Consider the following 24818-nt stretch of genomic DNA (forward strand, 5'->3'; position numbering starts at 1 on the left):
CGGCTCTCGAGGCCCAACGGGCCGGACGGGGTGGAAACAGGCGCCGTCCGGGAATCATCGGGGTGGCACCCGGACGTTGTAGCAACTGTGGGGCCGATGTCGGACCCTGCTTGTAGGGTCTGATCAAGAACGTCGAACCGAGCGGGGTGAGGGTTTATGGCGACCAAGGACACCGGCGGCGGACAGCAGAAGGCGACGCGCAACACCGAGGAGGTCGAGGAGCAGGCGCAGGACGCGCAGGCCACGGACGACCTCAAGGAGCGCCAGGAGAAGCTGAGCGACGACGTGGACTCCGTCCTCGACGAGATCGATGACGTACTCGAAGAGAACGCCGAGGACTTCGTTCGGTCATTTGTTCAAAAGGGCGGACAATAGCGACTGTGCCGTCTTCGCTCCTCGCGAAGCGGTGCACCGAACGCGAGCGGGATCTCGCCGCTCGCTTCGCCGGCTGTCCACACGGACCGGCATGACGGCCCCAGCGCGATGCCGGTAGTGCGAGGCGGAGGTATTCCGGCCACGCATTACCGGCGACGCGGTGAAGCGCTCGCCATGACGGTGCGCGAGAAGTCGGGCATCCCCGAGTCGTCGGAGAGCCTTCAGCGGTCGAGAGACCGTGTGCTGCGCCATTACGGCTTCTCCGAAGCTGAACAGCGTGCGCTGGTCGCCTCACGACGAGGCTCTCCGTGATCCCTTCGAAAGCTCCGGCCATTCATGTGGATCACTGCCACGGGACGGGTAGGGTCCGTGGCGTACTGTGCTTCAACTGCAATTCGGCCATCGGCAAGTTGGGAGATGATCCCGACGCTGTTCGTCGGGCTGCCGCCTACTTGGAAGGATCCCCGTGGAAGCCAACACTCGTAGCACCGGGCGTCTACCGGCTGCCTTCCTGACGCCCGGGTCGTCGTCCTTCATGGACTTCCTGTCCGCGCACCAGCCGGAGATGCTCCCGGGCAGGCGGCAACTGCCGCCCACCCAGGGTGTGATCGAGGCACCGCACGGCACGACCATCGTCGCCGTCACGTTCCCCGGCGGTGTCGTCCTCGCCGGTGACCGGCGCGCGACCATGGGCAACGTCATCGCGCAGCGGGACATCGAGAAGGTGTTCCCGGCGGACGAGTACTCGGCCGTCGGTATCGCAGGCACGGCCGGTCTCGCCGTCGAGATGGTCAAGCTGTTCCAGCTCGAACTGGAGCACTTCGAGAAGGTGGAGGGCGCCACCCTCTCCCTGGAGGGCAAGGCCAACCGCCTGTCCACGATGATCCGTTCGAACCTCGGCATGGCCATGCAGGGCCTCGCCGTCGTCCCCCTCTTCGCGGGCTACGACGTGGACCGTGAGCGGGGCCGCATCTTCTCCTACGACGTCACCGGCGGCCGCTCCGAGGAGCACGGGTTCGCCGCCACCGGCTCCGGCTCGGTCTTCGCGCGCGGTGCCATGAAGAAGCTCTTCCGCAAGGACCTGGCCGAGTCCGAGGCCACCACCCTCGTCGTCCAGGCCCTGTACGACGCGGCCGACGACGACTCGGCGACCGGTGGTCCCGATGTCGCCCGCCGGATCTACCCGATCGTCACCGTGATCACCGAGGACGGATTCCGCCGTCTCGACGACGAGGAGTCCTCCGAGATCGCCCGCTCGATCCTGGAGCGGCGCCTCGAGCAGCCCGACGGACCGCGGGCAGCGCTGCTCTGACAGCGGTTTCTTGACTGCTGCTATGACGGCGGCCTCTTCGACGGCGTCTTCCTGGCGGCTGCTTCTTGGCAAGTGATCCAGTGACTTCCACAGAAAGGGACGGATAACCGGTGTCGACGCCGTTCTATGTCTCACCCCAGCAGGCGATGGCCGACCGGGCGGAATACGCCCGCAAGGGCATCGCCCGTGGTCGCAGCCTCGTTGTGCTGCAATACGCCGACGGCATCGTGTTCGTCGGCGAGAACCCGTCCCGCGCGCTGCACAAGTTCAGCGAGATCTACGACCGGATCGGCTTCGCGGCCGCCGGCAAGTACAACGAGTACGAGAACCTGCGGATCGGTGGTGTGCGCTACGCCGATCTGCGGGGTTACACCTACGACCGCGACGACGTGACCGCCCGCGGTCTCGCCAACGTCTACGCCCAGACGCTGGGCACGATCTTCTCCAGCGCGGCCGAGAAGCCGTACGAGGTGGAGCTGGTCGTCGCCGAGGTGGGGGACACCCCCGAGGGTGACCAGATCTACCGGCTGCCGCACGACGGGTCGATCGTGGACGAACACGGGTCGGTCGCGGTGGGTGGCAGCGCCGAGCAGATCAGCAGCTATCTCGACCAGCGCCACGAGGACGGCATGTCGCTGGCCGAGGCGTTGAAGCTGGCCGTGCAGGCGCTGTCGCGCGAGGCGAACGGCGGGGAGCGGGAGATTCCGGCGGAGCGGCTGGAGGTCGCGATCCTGGACCGTACGCGGCCGCAGCAGCGCAAGTTCAAGCGGATTGTCGGGCGGCAGCTGGCTCGGTTGCTGGAGGCGGACGGGGCGTCGACCGCCACCGAGGCGGAGGATCCCGACGACGACGAGTGAGTTTGCTTCGTCTTGTCGCTGCGCGTGCCCCGGGCCTTGTCGGCCGGGGCTCGCGGCGGTTCTGGGGGCGGCGGTGCGGGGCGGTGGGGGGCGGTGCGTTGTGGTGCTGCGGTGCGTTGTGGGTCGGGGCCGGGGGGCCGGTACATCCGCCCGTCGCCGATGGGCACCTTGGTTTGTTGTGGGGCTTGGCGGCGGTGTGACCACGTACGCGACGGGCATTTGATGTACCGGCCCCCCGGCCCCTTCCGTGGGATTCCGGCCGGCGGTGCGTGGAGCCGCGGGGTGCCTACGCAGTCGCGGCGGCCGGTGGGGCTGTGGAGCCTCGTACCACCAGGGTGACCGGGATGTCGTCCTGGGGGGGTGTGCGGCCTTCCAGGACGGCCAGGAGGGCTTGCATGCCCTGTTCGCCGAAGAGTTCGGCGTCGAGGCGGACGGTGGTGAGTTCGGGGTCGATGGCTCTGGCCAGGGCCAGGTCGTCGAGGCCGGTGACCGAGAGGTCGTCGGGGATGCGGAGGCCCAGGCGGCGGGCCGCCTTGTAGGCGCCGGCGGCCAGTTTGTCGTCGTCGCAGACCAGGGCGGTGGGGCGGGGGCCGGGAGCCGCCAGGGCCGTTTCGGCGGCTTCGAGGGCGCCTTCCATGGAGATGGGGGCGCGGGCTGTACGGAGGTGAGTGCCGGGGATCTCGGAAAGGCGGGTGGCGAGTTCTTGGGCGCGTACCTCGAAGGTCCAGGAGGGGATGTCGGCCGCCAGGTGCAGGAAGTGGCGGTGGCCCAGGGCCAGGAGATGTTCGGCGACCTGGCGTACGCCGTCCCTGATGTCGAGGTTGACGGTCGCCGCGCCCAGACTGCCCTCCGGGTCGCTGTCGAGCATGACCAGGGGGAGCTGGTCGCCGCGGATCGCGGTGAGGGCGTCGGCGGCCATCGAGGAGGCGATCACGCCGTCCAGGGCGGCGCGAGCCGAGCCGAAGGGGTCGCGGGCCGGGCCGATGCCCTCGGGGGAGGGGTAGAGGACGACTCCGAAGCCGTGTTCGGCCGCCACTCGGGCGGCGCCCGTGTAGACGCCGGCGAAGAACTCCGTGGTCAGGGCGGGGACCACGAGGAGGACCGTACGGGTGCGGCCCAGACGCAGGTTGCGGGCGGCCAGGTTCGGCCGGTAGCCGAGCTCCTGGGCGGCCTCTCTCACCCGTCCGGCCGTCGCCTCGGAGACCCGGCCGCGCCACTTGTCGCCCAGCACCAGCGAGACGGCGGCCTGGGAGACGCCGGCGGCCTGGGCGACGTCCCGGCTCGTGGGGCGCGTGCTACCTCGTGCCACCGTCGACCTGCTCCCTCGTATGGACTCGCGGACTGCGCACATGGTACGTATGGGAGAGGAGGTTATACGTAAAACCTCCACTGCTTCGGGATTACGGAAGGGCGCGTCATGGCCGCGGGATATCTGGAGATCCTCCGGGCGAGGCATGCCGCGAGGCTGCTCGTCGGCACGCTCACGGGGCGGCTGCCGAACGCGACCGCCGCCATCGCCGTCGTCCTCTTCGTGCGCGCGGAGGGCGGCACGTACAGCCTGGCCGGTGGACTGGCCGCCGTGTACGGGATCGCCAACGCCGTGGGGCAACCGCTGCTCGGGCGGCTCGTGGACCTCTACGGGCAGCCGCGTGTCCAGTTGCCCGCCGCGCTCGTCTCGGCCCTCGGGATGGCGCTCTTCGCCTTCTCGGGCACGGACCCGCTGGCGCTCGCGTACGCCGCCATGGTGGTCGCCGGGCTCTTCACGCCCCCTCTGGAGGGCGGCCTCAGGGCGCTGTGGCCCTCCGTCCTGCGCAAGGAGGGGCAGGTGCACACCGCGTACGCGATGGACGCCGTGGCGCAGGAAATCATGTTCACCGTCGGGCCGCTGCTCGTGACGCTGTGCGTGGCGCTCTGGTCCGCCGAGGCCGCGCTGCTTGTCCTGAACGTCATCGGCGTCCTGGGCGCCCTCTCCGTGGTCGTGTCGGCGCCCTCGCGCGCGTGGCGCTCGGCTCCGCGGGAGGCGCACTGGCTCGGGGCCCTGCGTTCGGCGGGGCTCGTGGCCCTGCTCGGCGCCTTCCTGTTCGTCGGGATCGCGCTCGGCTCGATCACCGTCGCCGCGGTGTCGTACTCCGACGGGCACGGCGGGGACGCGGTCTACGGATGGCTGATGGCGGGCATCGGCCTAGGGGCGCTCGTCGGCGGCACGGTGTACGGCGCGCGGCAGTGGACCGGCGCGCCCGAACGGCGACTGCGGCTGCTCGTGGCGCTCCTGGCGGTGTGTTACGTGCCACTGACGCTGGTGCCGAGTCCGGTGGCCATGACGGCCCTCACCGCGCTCGCCGGGGTCTTCCTGGCGCCGTGCATCGCCTGCGCGTTCGTGCTGGTCGACCGGCACGCCCCCAAGGGCACCGTCACCGAGGCGTTCTCCTGGCTTGTGACCACGTTCACCGTGGGAGCGTCCGTCGGAACGGGGCTCGCGGGCCCTGTCGTCGAGTGGGGCGGAGCGGTGTGGGGCTACGCCGTACCGGGGGCCGCGGGAGCCGCCGCACTGGTGGTTCTGCTGGCCACGGGGCGGGTCCTCGCAGCTACCGGGAACACGGCGGTCGTCGCGGTCTCATCGGAAAATGATCCAAACCGTGCCGTCGAACCCCGTTTGCGCTCAGGGGATCGGGCGTAATGTTCAGTCATGGACCGCCGCATTTTCGGGCTGGAGAACGAGTACGGCGTCACGTGTACGTTCAGGGGACAGCGCCGCCTGTCTCCCGACGAGGTGGCGCGGTACCTCTTCCGCCGTGTCGTGTCATGGGGCCGCAGCAGCAATGTCTTTCTGCGGAACGGTGCCCGCCTCTATCTCGACGTGGGATCACATCCGGAATACGCGACTCCCGAATGTGACAACGTGACCGAACTGGTCACCCACGACAAGGCCGGCGAGCGCATTCTCGAAGGACTCCTTGTAGACGCAGAACGACGCCTGCACGAGGAAGGAATCGCGGGCGACGTCTACCTGTTCAAGAACAACACCGACTCTGCGGGCAACTCGTACGGGTGCCACGAGAACTATCTGGTGGCCCGGCACGGGGAGTTCTCCCGGCTCGCGGACATTCTCATCCCGTTCCTCGTCACGAGGCAGCTCCTCTGCGGCGCCGGCAAGGTGCTGCAGACTCCGCGCGGCGCCGTGTACTGCGTCAGCCAGCGCGCCGAGCACATCTGGGAGGGCGTCAGCTCCGCGACGACCCGCTCCCGGCCGATCATCAACACCCGCGACGAACCGCACGCGGACGCCGAGCGCTACCGCAGGCTGCACGTCATCGTCGGCGACTCGAACATGTCCGAGACGACCATGCTCCTCAAGGTCGGTGCCACCGACCTCGTGCTGCGCATGATCGAGGCGGGCACGGTGATGCGCGACCTGACCCTGGAGAACCCGATCCGGGCGATCCGCGAGGTCAGCCACGACATCACGGGCCGGCGCAAGGTGCGCCTGGCCAGCGGCCGTGAGGCCTCCGCCCTCGACGTGCAGCGCGAGTACTACGAGAAGGCCGTGGACTTCGTCGAGCGCCGCGGCATCCGCACCGGAACCGTCGAGCAGGTCCTCGAACTGTGGGGCCGCACGCTCGACGCGATCGAGGCCGAGGACCTCGACCGGATCGGCACCGAGATCGACTGGGTCATGAAGTACCAGCTCATCGAGCGCTACCGAGCGAAGCACAACATGACCATGTCCAACCCGCGCGTCGCGCAGATAGACCTCGCCTACCACGACATCCACCGTCGGCGCGGCCTTTACTACCTCCTGGAGAGGAAGGGCCAAGCCGCCCGGATCTGCAACGACTTGAAGATCTTCGAGGGCAAGTCCGTGCCCCCGCAGACCACTCGGGCACGATTGCGCGGCGACTTCATCCGGCGCGCTCAGGAACAGCGCCGGGATTTCACGGTCGACTGGGTGCACCTCAAGCTCAACGACCAGGCGCAGCGCACCGTGTTGTGCAAGGACCCGTTCCGCAGTGTCGACGACCGGGTGGAGAAGTTGATCGCCGGAATGTGAGCGAAGTGTTCCGGGTCCGATCCGGAACACGAAGAGGGCGTCGTACGTTTTTCCGTACGGCGCCCTTCTCATGTCGAAAGTGCTGTTCGGGGGGACAACCCCCGGACCTCCGGCCGGAATCCGGGGCGGGCCGGAACCCCGGACGCCGGCCAAACGTCAGTAAGGTAGCGCGCACGCCATCAACCAAGATCGACCGAACGAGGGCCCCCACCGTGCGCCGACGCTCACTTCTTCTAGCCGTACCCGCTGGACTCGTCACACTCGCCGCGTGCAGTGACGACAAGTCGGACACGGCTGAGTCCAGCAGCAGCCCGTCGGCCTCGGCCTCCGCCGGCGCCTCGGCCGCGCCGCCGCCGAAGATCGTCGACGGTCCGCTGCCGGCCATCACGGCGGGCGCGAAGTTCGGCGAGAAGCCCACCGTCGCCAAGGGCAGCGGCGACCCGTCGAAGGACCTGGCCGTCAAGACGGTCATCGCGGGCAACGGCAAGGCGGTCGCGGAGAACGACTACGTCCAGGCGCACTACCTGGGCCAGGTCTGGGCGACGGCGAAGGTCTTCGACAACTCCTACGACCGCAAGACGCCGCTGCTCATCCAGCTCGCCCAGGGCAGCATCATCGACGGCTGGCGCTACGGCCTGGCGGGCAAGAAGGTCGGCAGCCGCGTCGAGATGGCCGTGCCGCCGACCTGGGGCTACGGCACGGAGGGGAACACGCAGGCGGGCATCAAGGGCACCGACACCCTGGTGTTCGTCGTCGACATCCAGGACACCTTCAACTCCAAGAGCTCCGCCAAGGGCAAGACGGTCGCACAGGACGACGCCGCCCTGCCGAAGGTGGGCACGAACACCGACGGCAAGGCCCCCTCCATCGACGTACCGAAGTCGGACGCCCCGACGAAGCTCGTGGCGAACTACGTCATCGAGGGCGACGGCGCGGAACTCGCGGCGGACAGCACGGTCCTGGTGCAGTACGAGGGCGTTCTCTGGGACACCGGCAAGGAGTTCGACTCGACGTACGGCAGGGACGCTCTGACGTCGTTCTCGCTCACCCAGGTCGTCAAGGGCTGGGCGCAGGGTCTGACGGGCAAGAAGGTCGGCAGCCGCGTCCTGATCGTCGTCCCGCCGAGCCTGGGATACGGCGACAGCCCGCCGGAGGGAAGCGGTATCAGCAAGGACTCCACGCTGGTGTTCTCGGTCGACATCCTGGCGAAGATGTAACGCCCTCGGGGATGTGAGACTGTCGGTACTGCCTTAAGGCCTTTACGCGAACAAGCAGGAGCTAGAGACGTGAGCATCGAGAAGCCCGAGATTGACTTCCCGGGCGGCGAGCCCCCGGCGGACCTCGAGATCAAGGACATCTGGGAGGGCGACGGGGCGGTGGCCAAGGCCGGCGACTTCGTCAAGGTCCACTACGTGGGCGTTGCCTTCTCCACCGGCGAGGAGTTCGACGCCTCCTGGAACCGCGGCACCCCGCTCGAGTTCCAGCTCGGCGTCGGCCAGGTCATCAGTGGCTGGGACAAGGGCGTGCAGGGCATGAAGGTCGGCGGCCGTCGCCAGCTGGTCATCCCCGCGCACCTCGCGTACGGCGACCGCGGCGCCGGTGGCCGCATCGGTCCCGGCGAGACGCTGATCTTCGTCTGCGATCTCGTCGCCGTCTGATCGACCAGGTCGCGGTCTGATCTTCGTGCGTCTTCCGGCGAGGTCTGACCGAACTTGATCATTTGGGGCCCATGCCTGTTCGGGCATGGGCCCTCGGCTTTTGTCCGGACACGTCGGAGCGGTACGGTCATCGGTCGGAAGCATCATAGGAAGGGCGTCGATGGCCATTGCCAAGGCCGAGCGGCTGATGAACCTCGCGCTGTGTCTGCTGGGGACACGGCGGCCGCTCAGCAAGCGCGAACTCCGCGAGTCCATCGAGGCCTATCTGGAGGCGAGCTCGGACGACTCCTTCAACAGGATGTTCGAGCGGGACAAGGACGATCTGCGCGAACTCGGCCTGGTCATCGAGACGGTGGAGAACCTCGACGGTGAGGTCGGCTATCTCGCGCGCCGCGACAGCAACCGCCTGCCCGCCATCACGCTCGACGCCGAGGAGGCCGCCGCCCTCGGACTCGCCGCCAAGGTCTGGCAGCAGGCCCGCCTCGCCGGCGCGGCGAGCGGCGCCCTCCAGAAACTGCGCGCCGCAGGCCTGCCCGAGGACGTCGACCCCTACGAGCCGCACGGCGCGCTCGAACCGCACATCCCCGTGCACGAGGCGGCCTTCGAACCACTGATGCTGGCCTGCCGCGACCGCCGCCCGGTCGCCTTCGACTACCGCAAGGCCACCGCCGCACGCCCCGAACCCCGCAATGTCGAGCCCTGGGCCCTCGAATGCTGGCGCGGCCACTGGTACCTGGCGGGCTGGGACCGCGACCGCGGGGCCGAGCGTGTCTTCCGGCTCTCGCGGATCACCGGCAAGGTCCGCACCAGGTCGGGCCGCTACACGGCCGAGGTGCCCGACGTCGTCACCGTCCGCGAGACCGTCGCCGGCTGGGCGGGCGAGATCGCCGACCGTTCCGCGCTGATCCGGCTGCGCACCGGCGCCGGCTACCCGCTGCGGGCCAAGGCCGTCTCCGTACGGGAACTGGACGGCGGCTGGGACGAGTTGGAGATTCCGTACGGGCACGGTCTGGACGCCTGGCTGGTCGAGTTCGGGCCCGACGTGGTGGTCCTGGAACCGGCCGAGCTGCGGGCGGATGTCGTGGACCGGCTGCGCGCCGTGGCCAAGGGCTGAGGGGGACGTAGGAAAGTGGCAGGAAAACCGGCCAGGCCCACGAACGCGATCGACCAGACCCGGCGGATGCTCTCCCTGGTGACCTATCTGCGCGAGCGCCCCGGCGCCCGCGTCAGCGACGTCGCGCGGGCCTTCGGGATCACCGAGGACGAGCTGATCTCCGACCTCGACGTGCTGCCGCTGTGCGGGACCAGCTTCCGCGGCGGCGACCTGCTCGACATCGACACCGACGGCGACCGGATCTGGTGGCGCAACCCGGGCGCGCTCGGCGCGGACGCGGCCGAGCCGCTGCGGATCGCCGCCGACGAGGCGACCGCGCTGCTCGTGGCCGCCCGCGCGGTGTCCACCCTGCCCGGACTGCGCGAGGGCGACCGGCAGGCGCTGCTGCGCGCCACCGCCAAGGTGGAGGCCGCCTCGGGGGAGGCGGCCGGAGCCTCCTCCCGGCTCTCGGTCACCTTCGAGTCCGAGGGCGGCGTCTTCGCGGACGTCGACCGGGCCATCTCCGAGCGCCGCCGACTCTGGATCCGCTACTACTCTCCCTCGCGCGACGAGCTCAGTGAGCGCGAGATCGACCCGATCCGGCTGGTCAGCGTCGGCCACACCTACGTCGAGGCCTGGTGCCGCCGCTCCGAGGCGCGCCGCACCTTCCGGCTGGACCGGGTCGCCGAGATCCGCATCCTGGACGAGCCGTCCGCCCCGCCCGAGATCGAGATGCGGGACCTCTCCGAAGGGCTGGTGCAGCCGGCGGCGGAGGATCCCGAGGTGGTCGTGGAGGTGGGTCCCGGCGGGCGCTGGGTCGCGGAGTACTACCCGCACGACAGTGCGGATGAACTCGCGGACGGCGGGCTGCGTATCACCTTGCGGACTCCCGATCCCACCTCGCTGCGACGGCTGGCACTGCGGCTGGGCCGGGACGGCCGGATCGTGTCACCGCAGGCTCTCGCGGACAGCGCCCAGCTGGCGGCCCGCGAGGCCCTCGCGGCCTACGACGGGCTTCAGGGAGTACAGGACGGGCCGTACGACAGGCAGGAGCAGGGGCTTTGAGCACGTCGACGTCGACAATGTCCGGTGCGATGTCCGGGGCATCGGAGAACGCTGGTGCGGCGGGGGCCGCCGGTGGGGCGGGGACGGCCGGTGCGGTAGGGACGGCAGGGGCGGCGGGGACTGCCGGTGCTTCGGGCCGGGCCGTCGCGTCCGCGTCCCCGGGCGGCCCCGAGATGTCCGTCGTCACGGCCTTCGCCGGTATGAGGAGGGTGGTCGAGACGGTCTTCCGGGCCGGCTGCCCGGACTGCGGAGCCGAGTTCGAGCTCGGCGCGAGCGCCCTGATGCTGGCCATCGGCGGATCGAGCCGTACCACCTTCTACTCCTTCACCTGCCCGGAGTGCGACGCCGCCGTGCGCAAGCCCGCCGGTGAACGCATCGTCGAACTCCTCACCGGGGGCGGAGTGCGGACACTGCGTCTGCACTCGACGGTCTGAGGGTCTGAGGCTCTGCGTGTCCGAGGGCCCGCGGGTCCGCGGGTCCTGAAGGAGTGACCGGGGCGGTGCCCGGGCGACGTCGGCGTCGTCTAGGGTCGGCGTCATGTTCTGGCCGATGTTCGCTGTCGCTGTGGGTTTCCTGGGAATCGCCGTCATCGGCGTGCTCGCTGTCCGTGTCTTCCTCGAAGCGGAGCGTCTGGGCAGGCAGGTCGCCGATTCCGCAGACCGCATAGGCAGGGCCGCCGAGGACCTGGAGCGCTCGGCCGTGACCACGGCTCGCTCTGTGGACGCGCTGTGAGTCGGGGGTCCACCGCGCTCCGAGTGGCTTTCGCCCTGTCACCTTTCCGGTATCGGCAGGTACGCTGCTGGTCGCGGCCCCGATAAACGAGGCGCGGGTCGCGAACTGGGAGTACGCACAGGGATTGCCTCGCGTTTACCCCTGAGCGTTACGATCGCTGTCAGCGCGACGATCGGACACATGTCCGACCGATCGGACAGCCCCCATTCCATGCCGCCTCGGTGAGAAGGTAAAGAATTATGTTCGGAAGGCTCGGAGCTCCCGAGATCATTCTCATCCTCGTCGTCATCATCCTGCTGTTCGGCGCGAAGAAGCTTCCGGACATGGCGCGCTCGCTCGGCAAGTCCGCGCGCATCCTGAAGAGCGAGGCCAAGGCCATGAAGACGGAGGGCCAGGACACGGCCGCCGCCCCGGCCGCCCCGCCGGCCACCGACGAGCAGCCCCCGGCTCAGCGCACCATCCAGGCCGCGCCCGGCGACGTGACCAGCTCCCGCCCGGTCACCGAGCCGACGGACTCGACGACCAAGCGCTGACGCAGGGCCGGTGACCTCCGGCCCTCCGCACGAGATGGGAACGTGGGTTGCTGAAGCCTGCCCGCCAGAAGGAGAAGGATCCCGAGGGGCGGATGCCCCTCGCGGAGCACCTTCGCGAGCTCCGCAACCGGCTTGCGAAGGCGATGCTGGCCATCGTCGCGATCACCGTCGTCGCCGCCTTCTTCTACAACGACATCATCAATCTCATCACCAGACCGATCCTCGACTCGGTCGGCTGTGACCAGAGCTTCGAGCAACTGGCGAAGTCGACGTCCACCGAACCGTGCGCGCAGATCACCATCAACGGTCTGCTCACCCCCTTCACGCTCGCGCTGAAGGTGTCGCTGATGGCCGGTGTCGTGCTGGCCTCGCCGGTCTGGCTCTACCAGCTCTGGGGCTTCGTCGCCCCCGGACTGCACCGGCACGAGAAGAAGTACGCCTACGCGTTCGTCGGCACCGGCGCCCCGCTCTTCCTGGGCGGCGCCTACTTCGCCTACACCGTGCTGCCCACCACGGCGAAGGTGCTGCTCGACTTCACACCGTCCGGCACGTCCAACCTGCTGCCGCTGGACGATCTGCTCGACCTCGTCACGCGCATGGTGCTCGTCTTCGGACTCTCCTTCGAGCTGCCGCTGCTGCTGGTCTTCCTCAACCTCACCGGAGCGATCACCGGCAGGCGGATGCTCAGCTGGTGGCGCGCCATGATCATGGGCATCACGGTCTTCGCGGCCGTGGCCACCCCCAGCACCGACCCGCTGACCATGCTGGCGCTCGCCGGGCCGATCTGGATCCTGTACTTCGGCGCGGTCGCCTTCTCGCTGCTGAACGACCGGCGCAGGCGCCGGCGCGACGCCTCGGGACCAGCCGACGACGAGGCCTCCGAGCTGGACCTCACTCCCGAGGCCATCGGCGAGGTCGAGACGGTGTCGGCCAGCCGGGCCGCGCTGCCGGAGCAGGCGAGCAAGGACCGGGTCAACGGTTATGACGACGTGACCTGAGGAACCGCGAAGAGATCATAGGGTCGGGCTCGTGACCAGCGAGATCACCCTCTTCGTCAATCCCACCGCGGGACGCGGCCGGGGCGCCCACGCGGCGCAGCCGGCCGCTTCCGCATTGCGGGCGGCGGGATTCTCCGTCCGTACGGTCGTCGGGGAGAACGCCGAGGACGCCCTCACGCGCGCGCGTGCCGCAGTGGCGGAGGGGACGGGCGCCCTGGTCGCCGTCGGCGGGGACGGCATGGCGAACCTCGCCCTCCAGGCCGTCGCGGAGACCCGGACGCCGCTCGGCCTGGTCGCCGTGGGCACCGGGAACGACTTCGCGCGTGCCCTGGGCCTGCCCGTACGCGATCCGGCGGCGGCGGGGCGGGTGATCGCCGAGGCTCTCAAGACGGAACGGCTGCGTGCGGTGGACCTCGGCCGGGTGGGCGGCCGCTGGTTCGGCACCGTCCTCGCCTCCGGCTTCGACTCCCGGGTCAACGACCGGGGCAACCGGATGCGCTGGCCCGTCGGCCGTATCAAGTACGACCTCGCGATGCTCGCCGAACTGGCCGCCTTCAGGCCCCTCTCGTACCGGATCACGCTGGACGACGGCGAGGTCCGGGAGATCGAGGCGACGCTCGTCGCGGTCGGCAACGGACCGTCGTACGGCGGAGGCATGAAGATCTGCGCGGGCGCGGAACTGGACGACGGCCTGTTCGACGTGACGGTGGTCGGGGACTGCGGCCGCATGACCCTGCTGAAGGTGTTCCCGAAGGTCTACCGGGGCACGCATCTCGACCACCCCAAGGTCACCGTGTACCGGGCGGCGAGGGTCGCGCTGGCCGCCGACGGCGTCACGGGGTACGCGGACGGGGAGCCGCTGGGGCCGCTGCCGCTGACGGCTGAGTGTGTGCGTGGCGCGGTGCGGGTGGCGATTCCCTGAGCTGCGGGGACCCTCGGGTTTCGCGGGTGTGGATCCGGATATTGATCGTTGTGTTGTCAGTGGCTGCCGGTAGTCTCGAAAGCACGATGACAGAGGAACTCTCCCCGGCCGAGCGGTACGCGGCAGCACGGAAGCGCGCTGTCGAGCAGGCCACCGCACTCGCCGGCTTCCGCGAGATGTACGACTTCGGCCTCGACCCCTTCCAGATCGAGGCCTGCAAGGCGCTCGAGGCGGGCAAGGGTGTGCTGGTGGCCGCGCCCACCGGATCGGGCAAGACGATCGTCGGTGAGTTCGCCGTGCACCTCGCCCTCCAGCAGGGCAAGAAGTGCTTCTACACGACGCCCATCAAGGCGCTCTCCAACCAGAAGTACGCCGACCTCTGCCGCCGGTACGGCGCGGACAAGGTCGGCCTGCTCACCGGTGACAACAGCGTCAACTCCGAGGCTCCGGTGGTCGTGATGACCACCGAGGTGCTGCGCAACATGCTGTACGCGGGCTCGCAGACCCTCCTCGGTCTCGGCTACGTCGTGATGGACGAGGTGCACTACCTCTCCGACCGGTTCCGGGGCGCCGTCTGGGAAGAAGTGATCATCCACCTCCCCGAGTCGGTGACCCTGGTGTCACTCTCGGCGACGGTGTCGAACGCGGAGGAGTTCGGCGACTGGCTGGACACCGTCCGCGGCGACACCCAGGTGATCGTCTCCGAGCACCGGCCCGTGCCGCTGTTCCAGCACGTGCTCGCCGGGCGCCGGATGTACGACCTGTTCGAGGAGGGGGAGGGCCACAAGAAGGCCGTCAACCCCGACCTCACGCGGCTGGCGCGGATGGAGGCGAGCCGCCCGTCCTACCAGGACCGCAAGCGGGGCCGTGCGATGCGCGAGGCGGACCGGGAGCGCGAGCGCAGACAGCGCTCGCGGGTGTGGACGCCGAGCAGGCCCGAGGTCATCGAACGCCTGGACGCCGAAGGGCTGCTGCCCGCCATCACGTTCATCTTCAGCCGCGCGGCCTGCGAGGCCGCCGTCCAGCAGTGCCTGTACGCGGGTCTGCGGCTGAACGACGACGAGGCGCGCGTCAGAGTGCGCGAACTCGTCGAGGAGCGCACGGCGACGATCCCGAGCGAGGACCTGCACGTCCTTGGCTACTACGAGTTCCTGGAAGGCCTGGAGCGCGGCATCGCGGCCCACCACGCGGGCATGCTGCCGACGTTCAAGGAGATCGTCGAGGAGCTGTTCGTACGCGGCCTGGTCAAGGCCGTGTTCGCCACCGAGACCCTCGCGCTGGGCATCAACATGCCCGCCCGCTCGGTGGTGCTGGAGAAGCTCGTCAAGTGGAACGGCGAACAGCACGCCGACATCACCCCCGGCGAGTACACCCAGCTGACCGGTCGCGCCGGACGCCGTGGCATCGATGTCGAGGGCCACGCGGTGGTGCTGTGGCAGCGTGGCATCAGCCCCGACCACCTCGCGGGACTCGCGGGCACCCGCACCTATCCGCTGCGCTCCAGCTTCAAGCCGTCGTACAACATGGCGGTGAACCTGGTCGAGCAGTTCGGCAGGCACCGCTCGCGCGAACTGCTCGAAACGTCCTTCGCGCAGTTCCAGGCCGACAAGTCGGTCGTCGGGATCTCCCGGCAGGTGCAGCGCAACGAGGAGGGGCTCGACGGCTACAAGGAGTCCATGACCTGCCACCTCGGGGACTTCGAGGAGTACATGGCGCTGCGCCGCGAGCTCAAGGACCGGGAGACCGACCTGGCCAAGCAGGGAGCGGCACAGCGGCGTGCCGAGGCGGCCGTCGCGCTGGAGAAGCTCAAGCCCGGCGACGTCATCCACGTCCCGACCGGCAAGTACGCGGGGCTCGCGCTGGTGCTGGACCCCGGACTGCCGGCCGGGAGGTCGAACGGCCATCGGGGTTTCGAGCAGCACGACGGGCCGCGCCCGCTGGTGCTCACCGCCGAGCGCCAGGTGAAGCGGCTCGCGTCGATGGACTTCCCGGTGCCCGTCGAGGCGCTGGAGCGGATGCGGATCCCGAAGTCCTTCAACCCGCGCTCGCCGCAGTCGCGCCGCGATCTGGCGTCCGCGCTGCGCACCAAGGCCGGGCACATCGTCACCGACCGGCATCGCAAGAAGCGGGCCGAGGCCGCCGACGACCGTGAGATCGCCCGGCTGCGCACGGCGATCAGGGCTCATCCCTGCCACGGGTGCAACGACCGTGAGGACCACGCCCGTTGGGCCGAGCGCTACCACCGGCTGCTGCGGGACACCTCGCAGCTGGAGCGCCGTATCGAGGGCCGGACGAACACCATCGCCCGTACCTTCGACCGGATCGTCGCGCTCCTCACCGAGCTCGACTACCTGCGCGGCAACGAGGTCACCGAGCACGGCAAGCGGCTCGCCCGGCTGTACGGCGAACTCGACCTGCTCGCCAGCGAATGCCTGCGTGCCGGTGTCTGGGAGGGCCTGACCCCGCCCGAACTCGCGGCGTGCGTCTCGGCTCTGGTGTACGAGTCGCGGGTCGCCGACGACGCGATGGCGCCGAAGGTGCCGTCCGGCAAGGCGAAGGCCGCGCTCGGTGAGATGGTGCGGATCTGGGGGCGGCTGGACGCGCTGGAGGAGGACTTCGGGATCACCCAGACCGAGGGTGTCGGTCAGCGTGAGCCGGATCTCGGGTTCGCGTGGGCGGCGTACGAGTGGGCTTCCGGCAAGGGGCTCGACGCGGTGCTGCGTGAGGCGGAGATGCCGGCGGGGGACTTCGTGCGGTGGTGCAAGCAGGTGATCGATGTGCTTGGGCAGATCTCGGCGGCGGCGCCGGTGGCCGGGGCGGCGGACTCCACGGTCGCGAAGAACGCGCGCAAGGCGGTTGACGGGCTGTTGCGGGGGGTTGTGGCGTATTCGTCGGTGGGGTGAGTGCTGGTGGGGGGCTTGGGTGGGGTGGCGGGAGTTTTCGCCCCCTCCGCCCCTACCCTGCCCGTCTTTCTGGGGCTCCGCCCCAGGCCCCGCTCCTCAAACGCCGGAGGGGCTGATTGTTCTCAGGCGTCGGAGGGGCTGACGTCTCCACGGATCCTGTCGCGCTTCGCGACCTCCTCGCGGACGATCGGGATGACGTGGCGGCCGAAGTCGATGGCGTCGTCGAGGAGGTCGTAGCCGCGGGCGGAGAGGATGTCGACGCCCAGGTCGTAGTAGTCGAGGAGGGCCTGGGCGACCGTTTCGGGGGTGCCGACCAAGGCGTTGGAGTTGCCCGCGCCGCCTGTCTCCGCCGCGGTCGGGCTCCACAGGGCGCGGTCGTGGCGGTCGCCCTCGGCGGCCACCGCCAGCAGACGCTGGGAGCCGGTGTTCTCCGGGTTCCGCACGGGGTAGCGGCGGTTGAGGAGTCCACCGGACCTACGGGACTTGATCCTCGCGAGGGTGTCGTACGCCTTCTCCCAGGCCAGTTCCTCGGTCGGCGCGATGATCGGGCGGAACGCGACCTGGATCCTGGGCACGTCCGTGCGGCCCGCCGCCTTGGCCGCGGTCCTCACCGACTCGATCTGCTCGGCGGTCTGGGCCAGCGGCTCGCCCCAGAGGCAGTAGATGTCCGCCTCGGCGCCACCGGCCTCGTACGCCGCGGGGGACGAGCCGCCGAACGAGACGAGCGGGTGCGGTTGTTGGACGGGGAAGGTGTCGCTGACGAAGTCGTTGAAGCGGTAGTGCGTGCCCTCGTGGTCGAAGGGCTCGTGCGAGGTCCACGCCTTCTTGATGATCTGGATGGCCTCGCGGGTGCGGGCGTACCGCTCGTCCTTGGTGAGGAAGTCGCCCTCGCGCTGCTGCTCGTGGTCGTTGCCGCCGGTGATGAAGTGCACCGCGAGGCGGCCGTCGCTGATGTGGTCCAGCGTCGCGAAGGTCTTGGCCGCGAACGTGGGGTACGAGACGTTCGGGCGGTGGGCGACCAGGATCTGCAGCTTCTCCGTACGCGCGGCGATGTACGCGGCGGCCGGGGACGGATCGGGGGATCCCGAACCGTACGCGAACAGGACCCGGTCCCAGCCGTGGTCCTCGTGGGCGCGGGCGAGCCGGAGCGTGTACTCCCTGTCGAAGGAGACGCCACTGCGCGCGGTGACTTCGGAGCCATCGTTGGTTGCGGCTATGCCGAGGAACTCGACGGGCATGGGAATGCGGCCTCGATTCAGCTGTGCGGAGGTGTCGTGCGGTGACGGAGAAGGCGTGGGTTCTCGTCAGGCACTACACGCCGCCGACCACACACGACCGAAGTCGATGTGGTCGCGGGTGACCAGCCGCGGCTGAGGGCGCATGGCTTCAGTGGAACAGGCTATCCTGGACCGAGTCAACCGGGCCTCGCCCGGACGCGCCCGGACCCGAACTGCCTTGTTTGCGAGGCGCGTTCACGATCGGGTACGGAGGTAGGCGCGCCAGCCGCCGTACTCGGTGATGTCCCTTGCTCCTTCGAGCGCGGCCGGTTCGCACAGGAAGCCCGGCACGTGGGTGCCGTCCGCCAGGTCGACGCGGCCCAGAGTCATCGGGCGGGGGAGTCCGGCGAGCAGGCCGCCGAGGCCCTCGGCGGGGAGCTGCCAGACCTCGGCCTCGACCGCGGCTCCGTCGGCTCCCGCGTGGACGAGACCCGGCTTCGGGGGAGTGGTGGACAGCGCGTGCAACCGGTAGACGGGCGCCGTGCTGGTGGCTCGCTCGAACTCGGCTCCCAATGCGAGGAGTTGGCCGTTGAGCGGCTCGCCCGACAGGTGGGCGCCGACCACGGCGACGCGCAGCCGCGGCTGGAGTAGGCGGGCGACACGGGCGAGGCGCTCGTCGGTGAACGCCGGGCCGATCAGCATCACGCCGAAGGGCAGCCCGGACACGGTTCCCGCGGGCACCGCGACCGCCGCCAGGTCGAAGAGGTTCGTGGAGTTGGTGAAGCGGCCCAGGCGCGCGTTGGCGCCCAGCGGGTCGGCGGCGACCTCGGCGAGGGTGGGATGCCCCGGGGTCGTCGGCAGCAACAGGGCGTCCGCGTCACCGAGTTGGGCGAGGGCGTCGGCCCGGAGGACGGCCAGGCGCTCCTGGTCGGCGTAGAGCTGGTGGGCCGGGATGTCCCGGGCGCGGGTGATGATCCCGGCGACGGTCGGGTCGAGTCCGGCGCCGCCCTCGCTGATCAACTTGTCGACAAAGCCTCCTACCGCGGTGTAACGCTCGGCGACGAACGCGCCCTCGTAGAGCATCGCGGCGGCCTCGGTGAAGGGGCTGAGGTCGAGAGTGCGCAACTCGGCTCCCGCCGAGCGGAGGTGGTCGACCGCCGCCTCGTACGCCGCCGCCCAGCCCTCGTCCAGCTCGCCGAGCTGCGCCGGGGAGGCGACCGCCACGCGCCATGGGCCGGGCGTTCGCTGGGGGAGGGGTGGAAGGGCGCGGCCCGGCGGAGCGGCCATGTGCGCGAGGGCCTGTTCGGCTTCCGGGAGTGTGCGGGCGAAGACGGTCACGCAGTCGAGGGAGGCGCAGGCGGGAACGACGCCGGCCGTCGGGACCAGGCCGCGGGTCGGCTTGAGGCCGACGATGCCGTTGAAGGCGGCGGGCACGCGGCCCGAGCCCGCCGTGTCGGTGCCGAGGGCGAGGTCGACGATTCCCAGGGCCACGGCGACGGCCGATCCCGAGCTGGAGCCGCCGCTGATCCTGGCCGGGTCGAGGGCGTTCCGTACGGCGCCGTGCGGGGAGCGGGTGCCGACCAGGCCGGTGGCGAACTGGTCCAGGTTCGTGGTGCCGAGGACGATCGCGCCGGCCGCGCGGAGGCGGGCGACCACGGGGGCGTCTTCCTCGGGGGTGTACGCGTACGCCGGGCAGCCGGCGGTGGTCGGCAGGCCCGCGACGTCGATGTTGCCCTTCGCGGCGAGGAGTCTGCCGGCGAGGGGGAGGTGTTCGCCCGCGGCGACCCGAGCGTCGATGGCGCGCGCCTCCTGCTCGACCTCCGCCCGGGGGCGCAGGTCGATCCAGACCTCGGGGCGGCCGACCTCCTCGATGCGGGCGTACGCCCTTCGAGCGCGGGTCAGGGTGGGGGTCAGGGTGCGGGACGACATCTGTACTCCTCGCGCGGGGTCTCGTGCGTGCTCGACTGCGGACCGGCCGGTGGGACTCAAGGGACGGGGGCCAGCACGATCAGTGCGGTGCCCGCCTCCACCTGGTCGCCGGGTTTCGCGAGGATCTCGGTCACCACGCCGTGCATGGGGGCGGGCACCCTGGACTCCATCTTCATGGCCTCCAGGGCGAGGAGGGGCTGTCCGAGGGTCACCTCGTCGCCGGGTCGGACATTCAACTGCCATACAGAGGCGGCGAACTCGGCCTCTATCAGGCGACCGCCCGCCGGGACGGTCACCTCGGCCGCGGGAGCCGTGGACGCCGGGACTGCCTCCGCCCGGGTGAACTCGCCCGCCGCCTCCCACGCGTCGCGCTCCGCGGCGAACGCGTCGCCCTGCCGGGCCCGGAACTCCCCGATGGAGTCGGCGTTCTCGGCGAGGAAGGACTCGTACGCGGCGAGGGAGAACTCACCCTCCTCGATCCGCGGGACGAAGCGGCCGGAGATGATGTCGGCCCGCAGATCGAGCAGTTCACCGGGTTCGACGGGATACCACCTGACGCGGTCGAAGAAGCGAAGCAGCCAGGGTGAGCCGGGCTGGAACGCGCCCCGCTGCTGCCAGGGCGACCACACCTGGGTCGTACGGCCGACGAACTGGTAGCCGCCGGGGCCCTCCATGCCGTAGACGCAGAGGTAGGCGCCGCCGATGCCCACCGAGTTCTCGGCGGTCCAGGTGCGCGCCGGGTTGTACTTGGTGGTCACCAGGCGGTGGCGCGGGTCCAGCGGTGTCGCCACCGGAGCGCCCAAGTAGACGTCGCCCAGGCCCAGTACGAGGTACTCCGCGTCGAAGACCGTGCGGTAGACGTCGTCCACCGAGCCGAGGCCGTTGACGCGGCGGATGAACTCGATGTTCCACGGGCACCAGGGCGCGTCGTCGCGGACGCCCGCCATGTAGCGGGCGATCGCCTCACGGGTGGCCGGGTCGTCCCAGGAGAGCGGGAGGTGGACCGTGCGGGAGGGCACGACCAGTTGGTCGCTCGGGGGAAGTGCCAGGACGATCTGCCGTACGGACGCGAGGAGTTCGCGCTGTGGCAGCCGGCCTGGGTCCGTCTGGATCTGGAGGGAACGGATGCCGGGGGTGAGGTCGGTGACGCCGGCGATCGCCGCGTCGGCGACCGCCTCCATCAGCGCGTGCACCCGCATGCGCAGCGCCAGATCCAGCTGCATGGGGCCGAATTCGACCAGCAGGTTGTCGTCGCCGCTGCGCCGGTACGTCACGTCGCCGTCCCGGGCGAGGACGCCGCCGTCGACGATCGCGGCCCGCGGCGAGCCGTCCTCGGCGACCGGCGTGAAGCGGACCGTGTCACCGGGGCGCAGCTGGCCCAGCTTCCAGCGCTCCGAGCTGACCACCGTCGCCGGGCAGACGAAGCCGCCGAGCGAGGGGCCGTCCGGGCCGAGCAGCACCGGCATGTCGCCCGTGTAGTCGACGGCGCCGACCGAGTAGGGCGTGTCGTGGATGTTGGAGGGATGCAGTCCCGCCTCGCCGCCGTCCTTGCGGGCCCAGCGGGGCTTCGGACCGACCAGTCGTACGCCCGTGCGCGCCGAGTTGAAGTGGACCTTCCAGTCGGCGGCGTAGAAGTCGTGGATGTCCTCCTCGGTGAAGAACTCCGGTGCCGCGTGCGGGCCTTCGAGGGCCCCGACGTGCCAGCGCGCGCCGAGGACCGGCCGGTCCTCGGCGGGGACGGGAGCGGTGGGATGCGTGCCCGGGGACGCCGATCCGCCGTGCAGCACGTCACCCGTCCGCAGTGTCCGTCCGCCGTGGCCGCCGAACCGGCCGAGGGTGAAGGTGGCGGCGCTGCCGAGGAACGCGGGCACGTCCAGGCCGCCGCCCGCGAAGAGGACGTAGGTGCGCAGGCCGTGTTCGGCGGGGGCGCCGATCTCCAGAACGGCCCCCGCGGGCACCGTGACCGGCTCCCACTGCGCGACCGCCGTGCCGTCCACGGCGACCGGGGCCGGAGCGCCCGTCACGCACACGGTGGTGGCGTGGGTGAAGCGCAGGGCCGGTCCCTGGAGCGTGCACTCCAGGCCGGGGGCTCCCTCGTCGTTGCCGAGGGCCCGGTTGCCGAGGCGGAAGGACAGGTCGTCCATCGGGCCGCACGGCGGCACCCCGACCTGCCAGTAGCCGGTGCGGCCCGGCCAGTCCTGGACCGTGGTGAGCGTCCCGCCGGTCACGACCTCCACGCGCGGCGTCGGGTCCACGACCCCGGCGAGCGTCGCCGTCGTGTGTTCGGCCGCCCTGAACGACCGCTCCGAGAGCGCCGCGCGGACCAGCCCGAGGTTTGTCTCGATGCCGTCGACCCGGGTGCCGGCCAGTGCCGCGCCGAGCCGCTCCAGCGCCTGCGCCCGGTCCGTCCCGTACGCGATGACCTTGGCGAGCATCGGGTCGTACGAGGTGGTGACCTCCGTGCCCGTCTCCACCCAGCCGTCGACGCGGACGTCCGGGGGGAACTCGACGCGGGTCAACAGGCCCGCGCTGGGCCGGTGTTCGCGCGAGGGGTCCTCGGCGTACACCCGGGCCTCGACGGCGTGACCTCGCGGCGTCCCCGGGTCCCGTACGACCTCCGACTCCCCGCGGGCCAGGCGCAGCATCCAGGCGACCAGGTCGACCCCGTAGATCTCCTCGGTGACCGGATGCTCCACCTGGAGACGGGTGTTGACCTCCAGGAAGTACGCCTCCTCGCGGGCGGCGTCGTACACGAACTCGACGGTTCCGGCCGAGCGGTAGTCGACCGACTCGCACAGGTCGCGTGCCGCCGTGGTGAGTTGCTCGCGAACGGCGGGCGGGAGACCGGGTGCGGGGGCCTCCTCCAGCACTTTCTGGTTGCGGCGCTGGAGCGAGCAGTCACGGTCGCCGAAGGTGACGACGCGGCCCCGGCCGTCTCCGAAGACCTGCACCTCGACATGGCGGGCGCGTTCCACGAGCCTTTCCAGGAACACCCCCGCCGAGGAGAACGAGGCCGCGGCGACCCGCTGCACGCTCTCCCAGGCACCGGTCAGTTCGTCGGCGGACCGACAGGCCGACATGCCGATACCGCCGCCACCGCCCGTCGCCTTCAGCATCACGGGATAGCCGATCCGCCCGGCCTCGGACAGGGCCTCCTCCAGGCCGGAGAGGAGCCCGGTGCCCGGCGCCATCGGTACCCCCGCCGCCTCCGCCGCGGCCCGCGCCGTGTGCTTGGCCCCGAACAGCTCCAACTGCTCCGGTGTCGGGCCCACGAAGACGATCCCCGCCTCCTCGCAGCGGCGTGCGAAGGCCGCGTCCTCGGAGAGGAAGCCGTAGCCGGGGTGGATCGCCCCGGCGCCGGTGTCCTTCGCCGCCTTGAGGACCAGGTCGGCGTCGAGGTAGGACTCCTTGGCGGGTGCCGGGCCCAGACGCACCGCCTCGTCGGCGAGCCGGACGTGGGGTGCGGAGCGGTCGGGGTCCGCGTACACGGCGACCGTGCGCAGGCCGAGTTCGCGGGCCGTCCGGATGATCCGCACCGCGATCTCGCCCCGGTTGGCGACGAGCAGCGTGTCGAAGGTCATGCGCGGGGACCTCCCATCGTGGAGGCGGATCCGTCGGTCTCGAAGGCAGGCCCGGCGATCGTCATCTCCACCGCCGTCGGCTCGAAGCCGTTGCAAGGGTTGTTGATCTGGGGGCAGTTGGAGACCAGCACGAGGACATCGCGTTCGGCGCGCAGCGTCAGGCTCAGCCCCGGTGCGGAGATGCCGTCGACGATCCCGAGGGCGCCGTCCTTCTCGACCGGCACGTTCATGTACCAGTTGATGTTCGAGACCAGGTCCCGCTTGCCCAGGCCGTACCGGGCGCCCTCCGCGAGGAAGTTGTCCACGCAGGCGTGCTGCGACCAGGTGTGATGGCCGTACCGGAGGGTGTTGGACTCCTTGGAACAGGCGCCGCCGACCGTGTCGTGCCGGCCGACCTGGTCCTCGGTGACCGTCATCAGCGGGGTGTGTTCGTTGGACATGAGCACGCTGCCCGTGGTGAGGAAGAGGCCGCCCCGCGCCTGGATCGTGTCGGGCGCGCTGTAGCGGACGGCCGTGTCGTGGGCGTCGTACACGAGGAAGTCGACGGCCTGGTTGCCGTACAGGTCGGTGATGGTGAGCGTGCCGCCCTCGGGTACGACGGCCGACCAGGCGGCGCGGGCGGGAACGGTGACCGTGCGCGTGCTCATGCGAGCCCCCTCGCGGCGAGGAATTCGGCGGTGTTCAGGAAGGCGCGGCGGCCCTCGGGCGTGGCCTCCCACAGCGGATCGCCCGGCCCGGTCGCCGCGGAGCGCCAGGCGAGCACCTCCAGCGGTGAACTCACGTACTCCGCACGGAGATCGGCCGGATGTGGCACGTTCGCGATCAGCACGATGACGTCCTGCTCGGCGCGCAGGGTCACGCTGCCGCCCGCGCCGGCCGAGCCGGTGAAGTCGAGCACGCCGTCGTCGCGTACCTCCACACCCTGGAAGAAGGAGAGCGAGGGCGGCAGATCGCGCGGCCCGAGCCCGTTCTTGGCCGCGGCCAGCTTGAACAGCTCGCGGCCGGCCGGGGACGCGGACTGCGGCGTCCCGTCCCCGTACCGCTCGGTGTTCCGTACGAGGGTGGAGGTGCCGCACAGCGTGTCGTGCCGCCCGGAGGTGTCGGCGATCAGCGAGGCGAGCACGCGGCCCTGGTCGGACAGCAGGAGCCGCCCCTCGCCCAGGTAGGCGTTCCACTGGACCTTGACGGTGTCCGCCACGTTCAGCCGCTCCCACGGGCGGTCGGCGACGTGCAGGAGCAGGTGCGCGCAGGCGTCGCCGGTCAGGTCGGTGAGGCGCAGTTCGGTGCCGCGGGCCAGCACCCGGTGGGTGTAGTTGCCGCCCGCCACCGTCTCCGCCCACACCAGGTGGCCGGCCTCGCAGGGCGGCGCGGGCCAGTCGCTCGCCGGGACGACGGGCATGGCCCCGGCGCGGGTGCCGTCCTGGGAGCGGGCGTGAGCGCGAGCTCCGTACGGGGTTGCTGTCGCCATCGCGGGACCTCCGGCTCCGGGTGATTTCTGTCGCCCGACAGAAATTAGGAGCGGGGAGGGTCGAAGCCGTGTCCCGTGCGTTGCCGTCCGGTTACCGATCCCTCACGGTGATCGTCGCGTGACCCCG

General features: G+C 70.5%; 22 protein-coding genes. 16 read left to right on the top strand and 6 right to left on the bottom strand.

Annotated features, from left to right (window positions below; all coding sequences use genetic code 11):
* Window positions 1–156 precede the first annotated feature (156 nt).
* The 4 genes from ACIP79_RS37025 to prcA all read left to right on the top strand — a co-directional run bounded on the left by ACIP79_RS37025 (window position 157) and on the right by prcA (window position 2544).
* Window positions 157–375, top strand: a complete 219-nt coding sequence (locus ACIP79_RS37025) for a ubiquitin-like protein Pup (protein ID WP_365577047.1) — start codon at window positions 157–159, stop codon at window positions 373–375.
* Window positions 376–713: 338 nt separating this feature from the next.
* Window positions 714–890: an endonuclease domain-containing protein gene (locus ACIP79_RS37030; RefSeq protein WP_401231202.1), complete on the top strand. Its 177-nt coding sequence runs from the start codon at window positions 714–716 to the stop codon at window positions 888–890.
* Window positions 842–1687, top strand: a complete 846-nt coding sequence (gene prcB / locus ACIP79_RS37035) for a proteasome subunit beta (RefSeq protein ID WP_383681892.1) — start codon at window positions 842–844, stop codon at window positions 1685–1687. The genes ACIP79_RS37030 and prcB overlap by 49 nt, the downstream gene beginning before the upstream one ends.
* Window positions 1688–1797: 110 nt before the next feature.
* Window positions 1798–2544 carry a proteasome subunit alpha gene (prcA, locus tag ACIP79_RS37040; protein WP_401230946.1) on the top strand — a complete coding sequence of 249 codons (747 nt, stop codon included), beginning with the start codon at window positions 1798–1800 and terminating at the stop codon, window positions 2542–2544.
* A gap of 286 nt (window positions 2545–2830) precedes the next feature.
* Here prcA and ACIP79_RS37045 read toward each other — a convergent pair whose 3' ends face one another.
* Complete coding sequence (locus tag ACIP79_RS37045; RefSeq protein ID WP_401230949.1) at window positions 2831–3853, bottom strand: LacI family DNA-binding transcriptional regulator; 1023 nt, start codon at window positions 3851–3853, stop codon at window positions 2831–2833.
* A gap of 108 nt (window positions 3854–3961) precedes the next feature.
* Between ACIP79_RS37045 and ACIP79_RS37050 the strand changes: the two genes are divergently transcribed.
* The 12 genes from ACIP79_RS37050 (at window position 3962) to ACIP79_RS37105 (ending at window position 16496) form a co-directional block, all read left to right on the top strand.
* Window positions 3962–5221 (top strand): MFS transporter, encoded by a 1260-nt coding sequence (locus tag ACIP79_RS37050; protein WP_401230952.1) that lies wholly within the window; start codon window positions 3962–3964, stop codon window positions 5219–5221.
* Between the two features lie 9 nt (window positions 5222–5230).
* Window positions 5231–6592, top strand: a complete 1362-nt coding sequence (gene pafA / locus ACIP79_RS37055) for a Pup--protein ligase (RefSeq protein WP_383681898.1) — start codon at window positions 5231–5233, stop codon at window positions 6590–6592.
* Between the two features lie 212 nt (window positions 6593–6804).
* Window positions 6805–7809, top strand: a complete 1005-nt coding sequence (locus ACIP79_RS37060; RefSeq protein ID WP_383681899.1) for an FKBP-type peptidyl-prolyl cis-trans isomerase — start codon at window positions 6805–6807, stop codon at window positions 7807–7809.
* A gap of 69 nt (window positions 7810–7878) precedes the next feature.
* Window positions 7879–8250: an FKBP-type peptidyl-prolyl cis-trans isomerase gene (locus ACIP79_RS37065; RefSeq protein WP_389633574.1), complete on the top strand. Its 372-nt coding sequence runs from the start codon at window positions 7879–7881 to the stop codon at window positions 8248–8250.
* 160 nt (window positions 8251–8410) lie between these two features.
* Complete coding sequence (locus ACIP79_RS37070) at window positions 8411–9364, top strand: helix-turn-helix transcriptional regulator (protein ID WP_383681902.1); 954 nt, start codon at window positions 8411–8413, stop codon at window positions 9362–9364.
* A 15-nt stretch (window positions 9365–9379) separates the two neighbouring features.
* Window positions 9380–10408, top strand: coding sequence for a helix-turn-helix transcriptional regulator (locus ACIP79_RS37075; protein ID WP_383681903.1), 1029 nt, complete (start codon window positions 9380–9382; stop codon window positions 10406–10408).
* 173 nt (window positions 10409–10581) lie between these two features.
* The gene (locus ACIP79_RS37080) at window positions 10582–10842 is read left to right on the top strand and encodes a hypothetical protein (protein ID WP_383681905.1); all 261 of its coding nucleotides are present in this window, start codon (window positions 10582–10584) and stop codon (window positions 10840–10842) included.
* Window positions 10843–10945: 103 nt separating this feature from the next.
* Window positions 10946–11140: a hypothetical protein gene (locus ACIP79_RS37085; protein WP_383681907.1), complete on the top strand. Its 195-nt coding sequence runs from the start codon at window positions 10946–10948 to the stop codon at window positions 11138–11140.
* Between the two features lie 239 nt (window positions 11141–11379).
* Window positions 11380–11673, top strand: a complete 294-nt coding sequence (gene tatA / locus ACIP79_RS37090) for a Sec-independent protein translocase subunit TatA (RefSeq protein WP_266467080.1) — start codon at window positions 11380–11382, stop codon at window positions 11671–11673.
* A gap of 47 nt (window positions 11674–11720) precedes the next feature.
* Window positions 11721–12671, top strand: a complete 951-nt coding sequence (gene tatC / locus ACIP79_RS37095) for a twin-arginine translocase subunit TatC (RefSeq protein WP_401230960.1) — start codon at window positions 11721–11723, stop codon at window positions 12669–12671.
* A 31-nt stretch (window positions 12672–12702) separates the two neighbouring features.
* Window positions 12703–13593, top strand: coding sequence for a diacylglycerol kinase (locus tag ACIP79_RS37100; RefSeq protein WP_401230963.1), 891 nt, complete (start codon window positions 12703–12705; stop codon window positions 13591–13593).
* Between the two features lie 41 nt (window positions 13594–13634).
* Entirely contained in the window at window positions 13635–16496 is a 2862-nt protein-coding gene (locus tag ACIP79_RS37105; RefSeq protein WP_401230966.1) for a DEAD/DEAH box helicase, read from the top strand.
* A gap of 122 nt (window positions 16497–16618) precedes the next feature.
* Here ACIP79_RS37105 and ACIP79_RS37110 read toward each other — a convergent pair whose 3' ends face one another.
* From ACIP79_RS37110 to ACIP79_RS37130, 5 genes are all read right to left on the bottom strand, one after another.
* Complete coding sequence (locus ACIP79_RS37110) at window positions 16619–17734, bottom strand: LLM class flavin-dependent oxidoreductase (RefSeq protein ID WP_401230969.1); 1116 nt, start codon at window positions 17732–17734, stop codon at window positions 16619–16621.
* A gap of 234 nt (window positions 17735–17968) precedes the next feature.
* Window positions 17969–19642 (bottom strand): allophanate hydrolase, encoded by a 1674-nt coding sequence (gene atzF / locus ACIP79_RS37115; protein ID WP_401230972.1) that lies wholly within the window; start codon window positions 19640–19642, stop codon window positions 17969–17971.
* A 56-nt stretch (window positions 19643–19698) separates the two neighbouring features.
* Window positions 19699–23223: a 5-oxoprolinase/urea amidolyase family protein gene (locus ACIP79_RS37120; RefSeq protein ID WP_401230975.1), complete on the bottom strand. Its 3525-nt coding sequence runs from the start codon at window positions 23221–23223 to the stop codon at window positions 19699–19701.
* Window positions 23220–23870 carry an urea amidolyase associated protein UAAP2 gene (locus ACIP79_RS37125; protein WP_401230977.1) on the bottom strand — a complete coding sequence of 217 codons (651 nt, stop codon included), beginning with the start codon at window positions 23868–23870 and terminating at the stop codon, window positions 23220–23222. The genes ACIP79_RS37120 and ACIP79_RS37125 overlap by 4 nt, the downstream gene beginning before the upstream one ends.
* Window positions 23867–24691 (bottom strand): urea amidolyase associated protein UAAP1, encoded by an 825-nt coding sequence (locus ACIP79_RS37130; RefSeq protein ID WP_401230980.1) that lies wholly within the window; start codon window positions 24689–24691, stop codon window positions 23867–23869. Before ACIP79_RS37130 ends, ACIP79_RS37125 begins: the two co-directional genes overlap by 4 nt.
* Window positions 24692–24818 lie beyond the last annotated feature (127 nt).

It is taken from the genome of Streptomyces sp. NPDC088747 (assembly GCF_044751025.1).
Classification (GTDB): domain Bacteria; phylum Actinomycetota; class Actinomycetes; order Streptomycetales; family Streptomycetaceae; genus Streptomyces.

Coding starts and splice junctions, on each gene's coding strand:
- pafA (WP_383681898.1), top strand. CDS start 5,231: ATGGACCGCCGCATTTTCGGGCTGGAGAACGAGTACGGCGTCACGTGT.
- ACIP79_RS37025 (WP_365577047.1), top strand. CDS start 157: ATGGCGACCAAGGACACCGGCGGCGGACAGCAGAAGGCGACGCGCAAC.
- ACIP79_RS37085 (WP_383681907.1), top strand. CDS start 10,946: ATGTTCTGGCCGATGTTCGCTGTCGCTGTGGGTTTCCTGGGAATCGCC.
- ACIP79_RS37125 (WP_401230977.1), bottom strand. CDS start 23,870: ATGAGCACGCGCACGGTCACCGTTCCCGCCCGCGCCGCCTGGTCGGCC.
- ACIP79_RS37120 (WP_401230975.1), bottom strand. CDS start 23,223: ATGACCTTCGACACGCTGCTCGTCGCCAACCGGGGCGAGATCGCGGTG.
- ACIP79_RS37110 (WP_401230969.1), bottom strand. CDS start 17,734: ATGCCCGTCGAGTTCCTCGGCATAGCCGCAACCAACGATGGCTCCGAA.
- ACIP79_RS37080 (WP_383681905.1), top strand. CDS start 10,582: ATGTCCGTCGTCACGGCCTTCGCCGGTATGAGGAGGGTGGTCGAGACG.
- ACIP79_RS37050 (WP_401230952.1), top strand. CDS start 3,962: ATGGCCGCGGGATATCTGGAGATCCTCCGGGCGAGGCATGCCGCGAGG.
- ACIP79_RS37070 (WP_383681902.1), top strand. CDS start 8,411: ATGGCCATTGCCAAGGCCGAGCGGCTGATGAACCTCGCGCTGTGTCTG.
- tatA (WP_266467080.1), top strand. CDS start 11,380: ATGTTCGGAAGGCTCGGAGCTCCCGAGATCATTCTCATCCTCGTCGTC.
- atzF (WP_401230972.1), bottom strand. CDS start 19,642: ATGTCGTCCCGCACCCTGACCCCCACCCTGACCCGCGCTCGAAGGGCG.
- ACIP79_RS37130 (WP_401230980.1), bottom strand. CDS start 24,691: ATGGCGACAGCAACCCCGTACGGAGCTCGCGCTCACGCCCGCTCCCAG.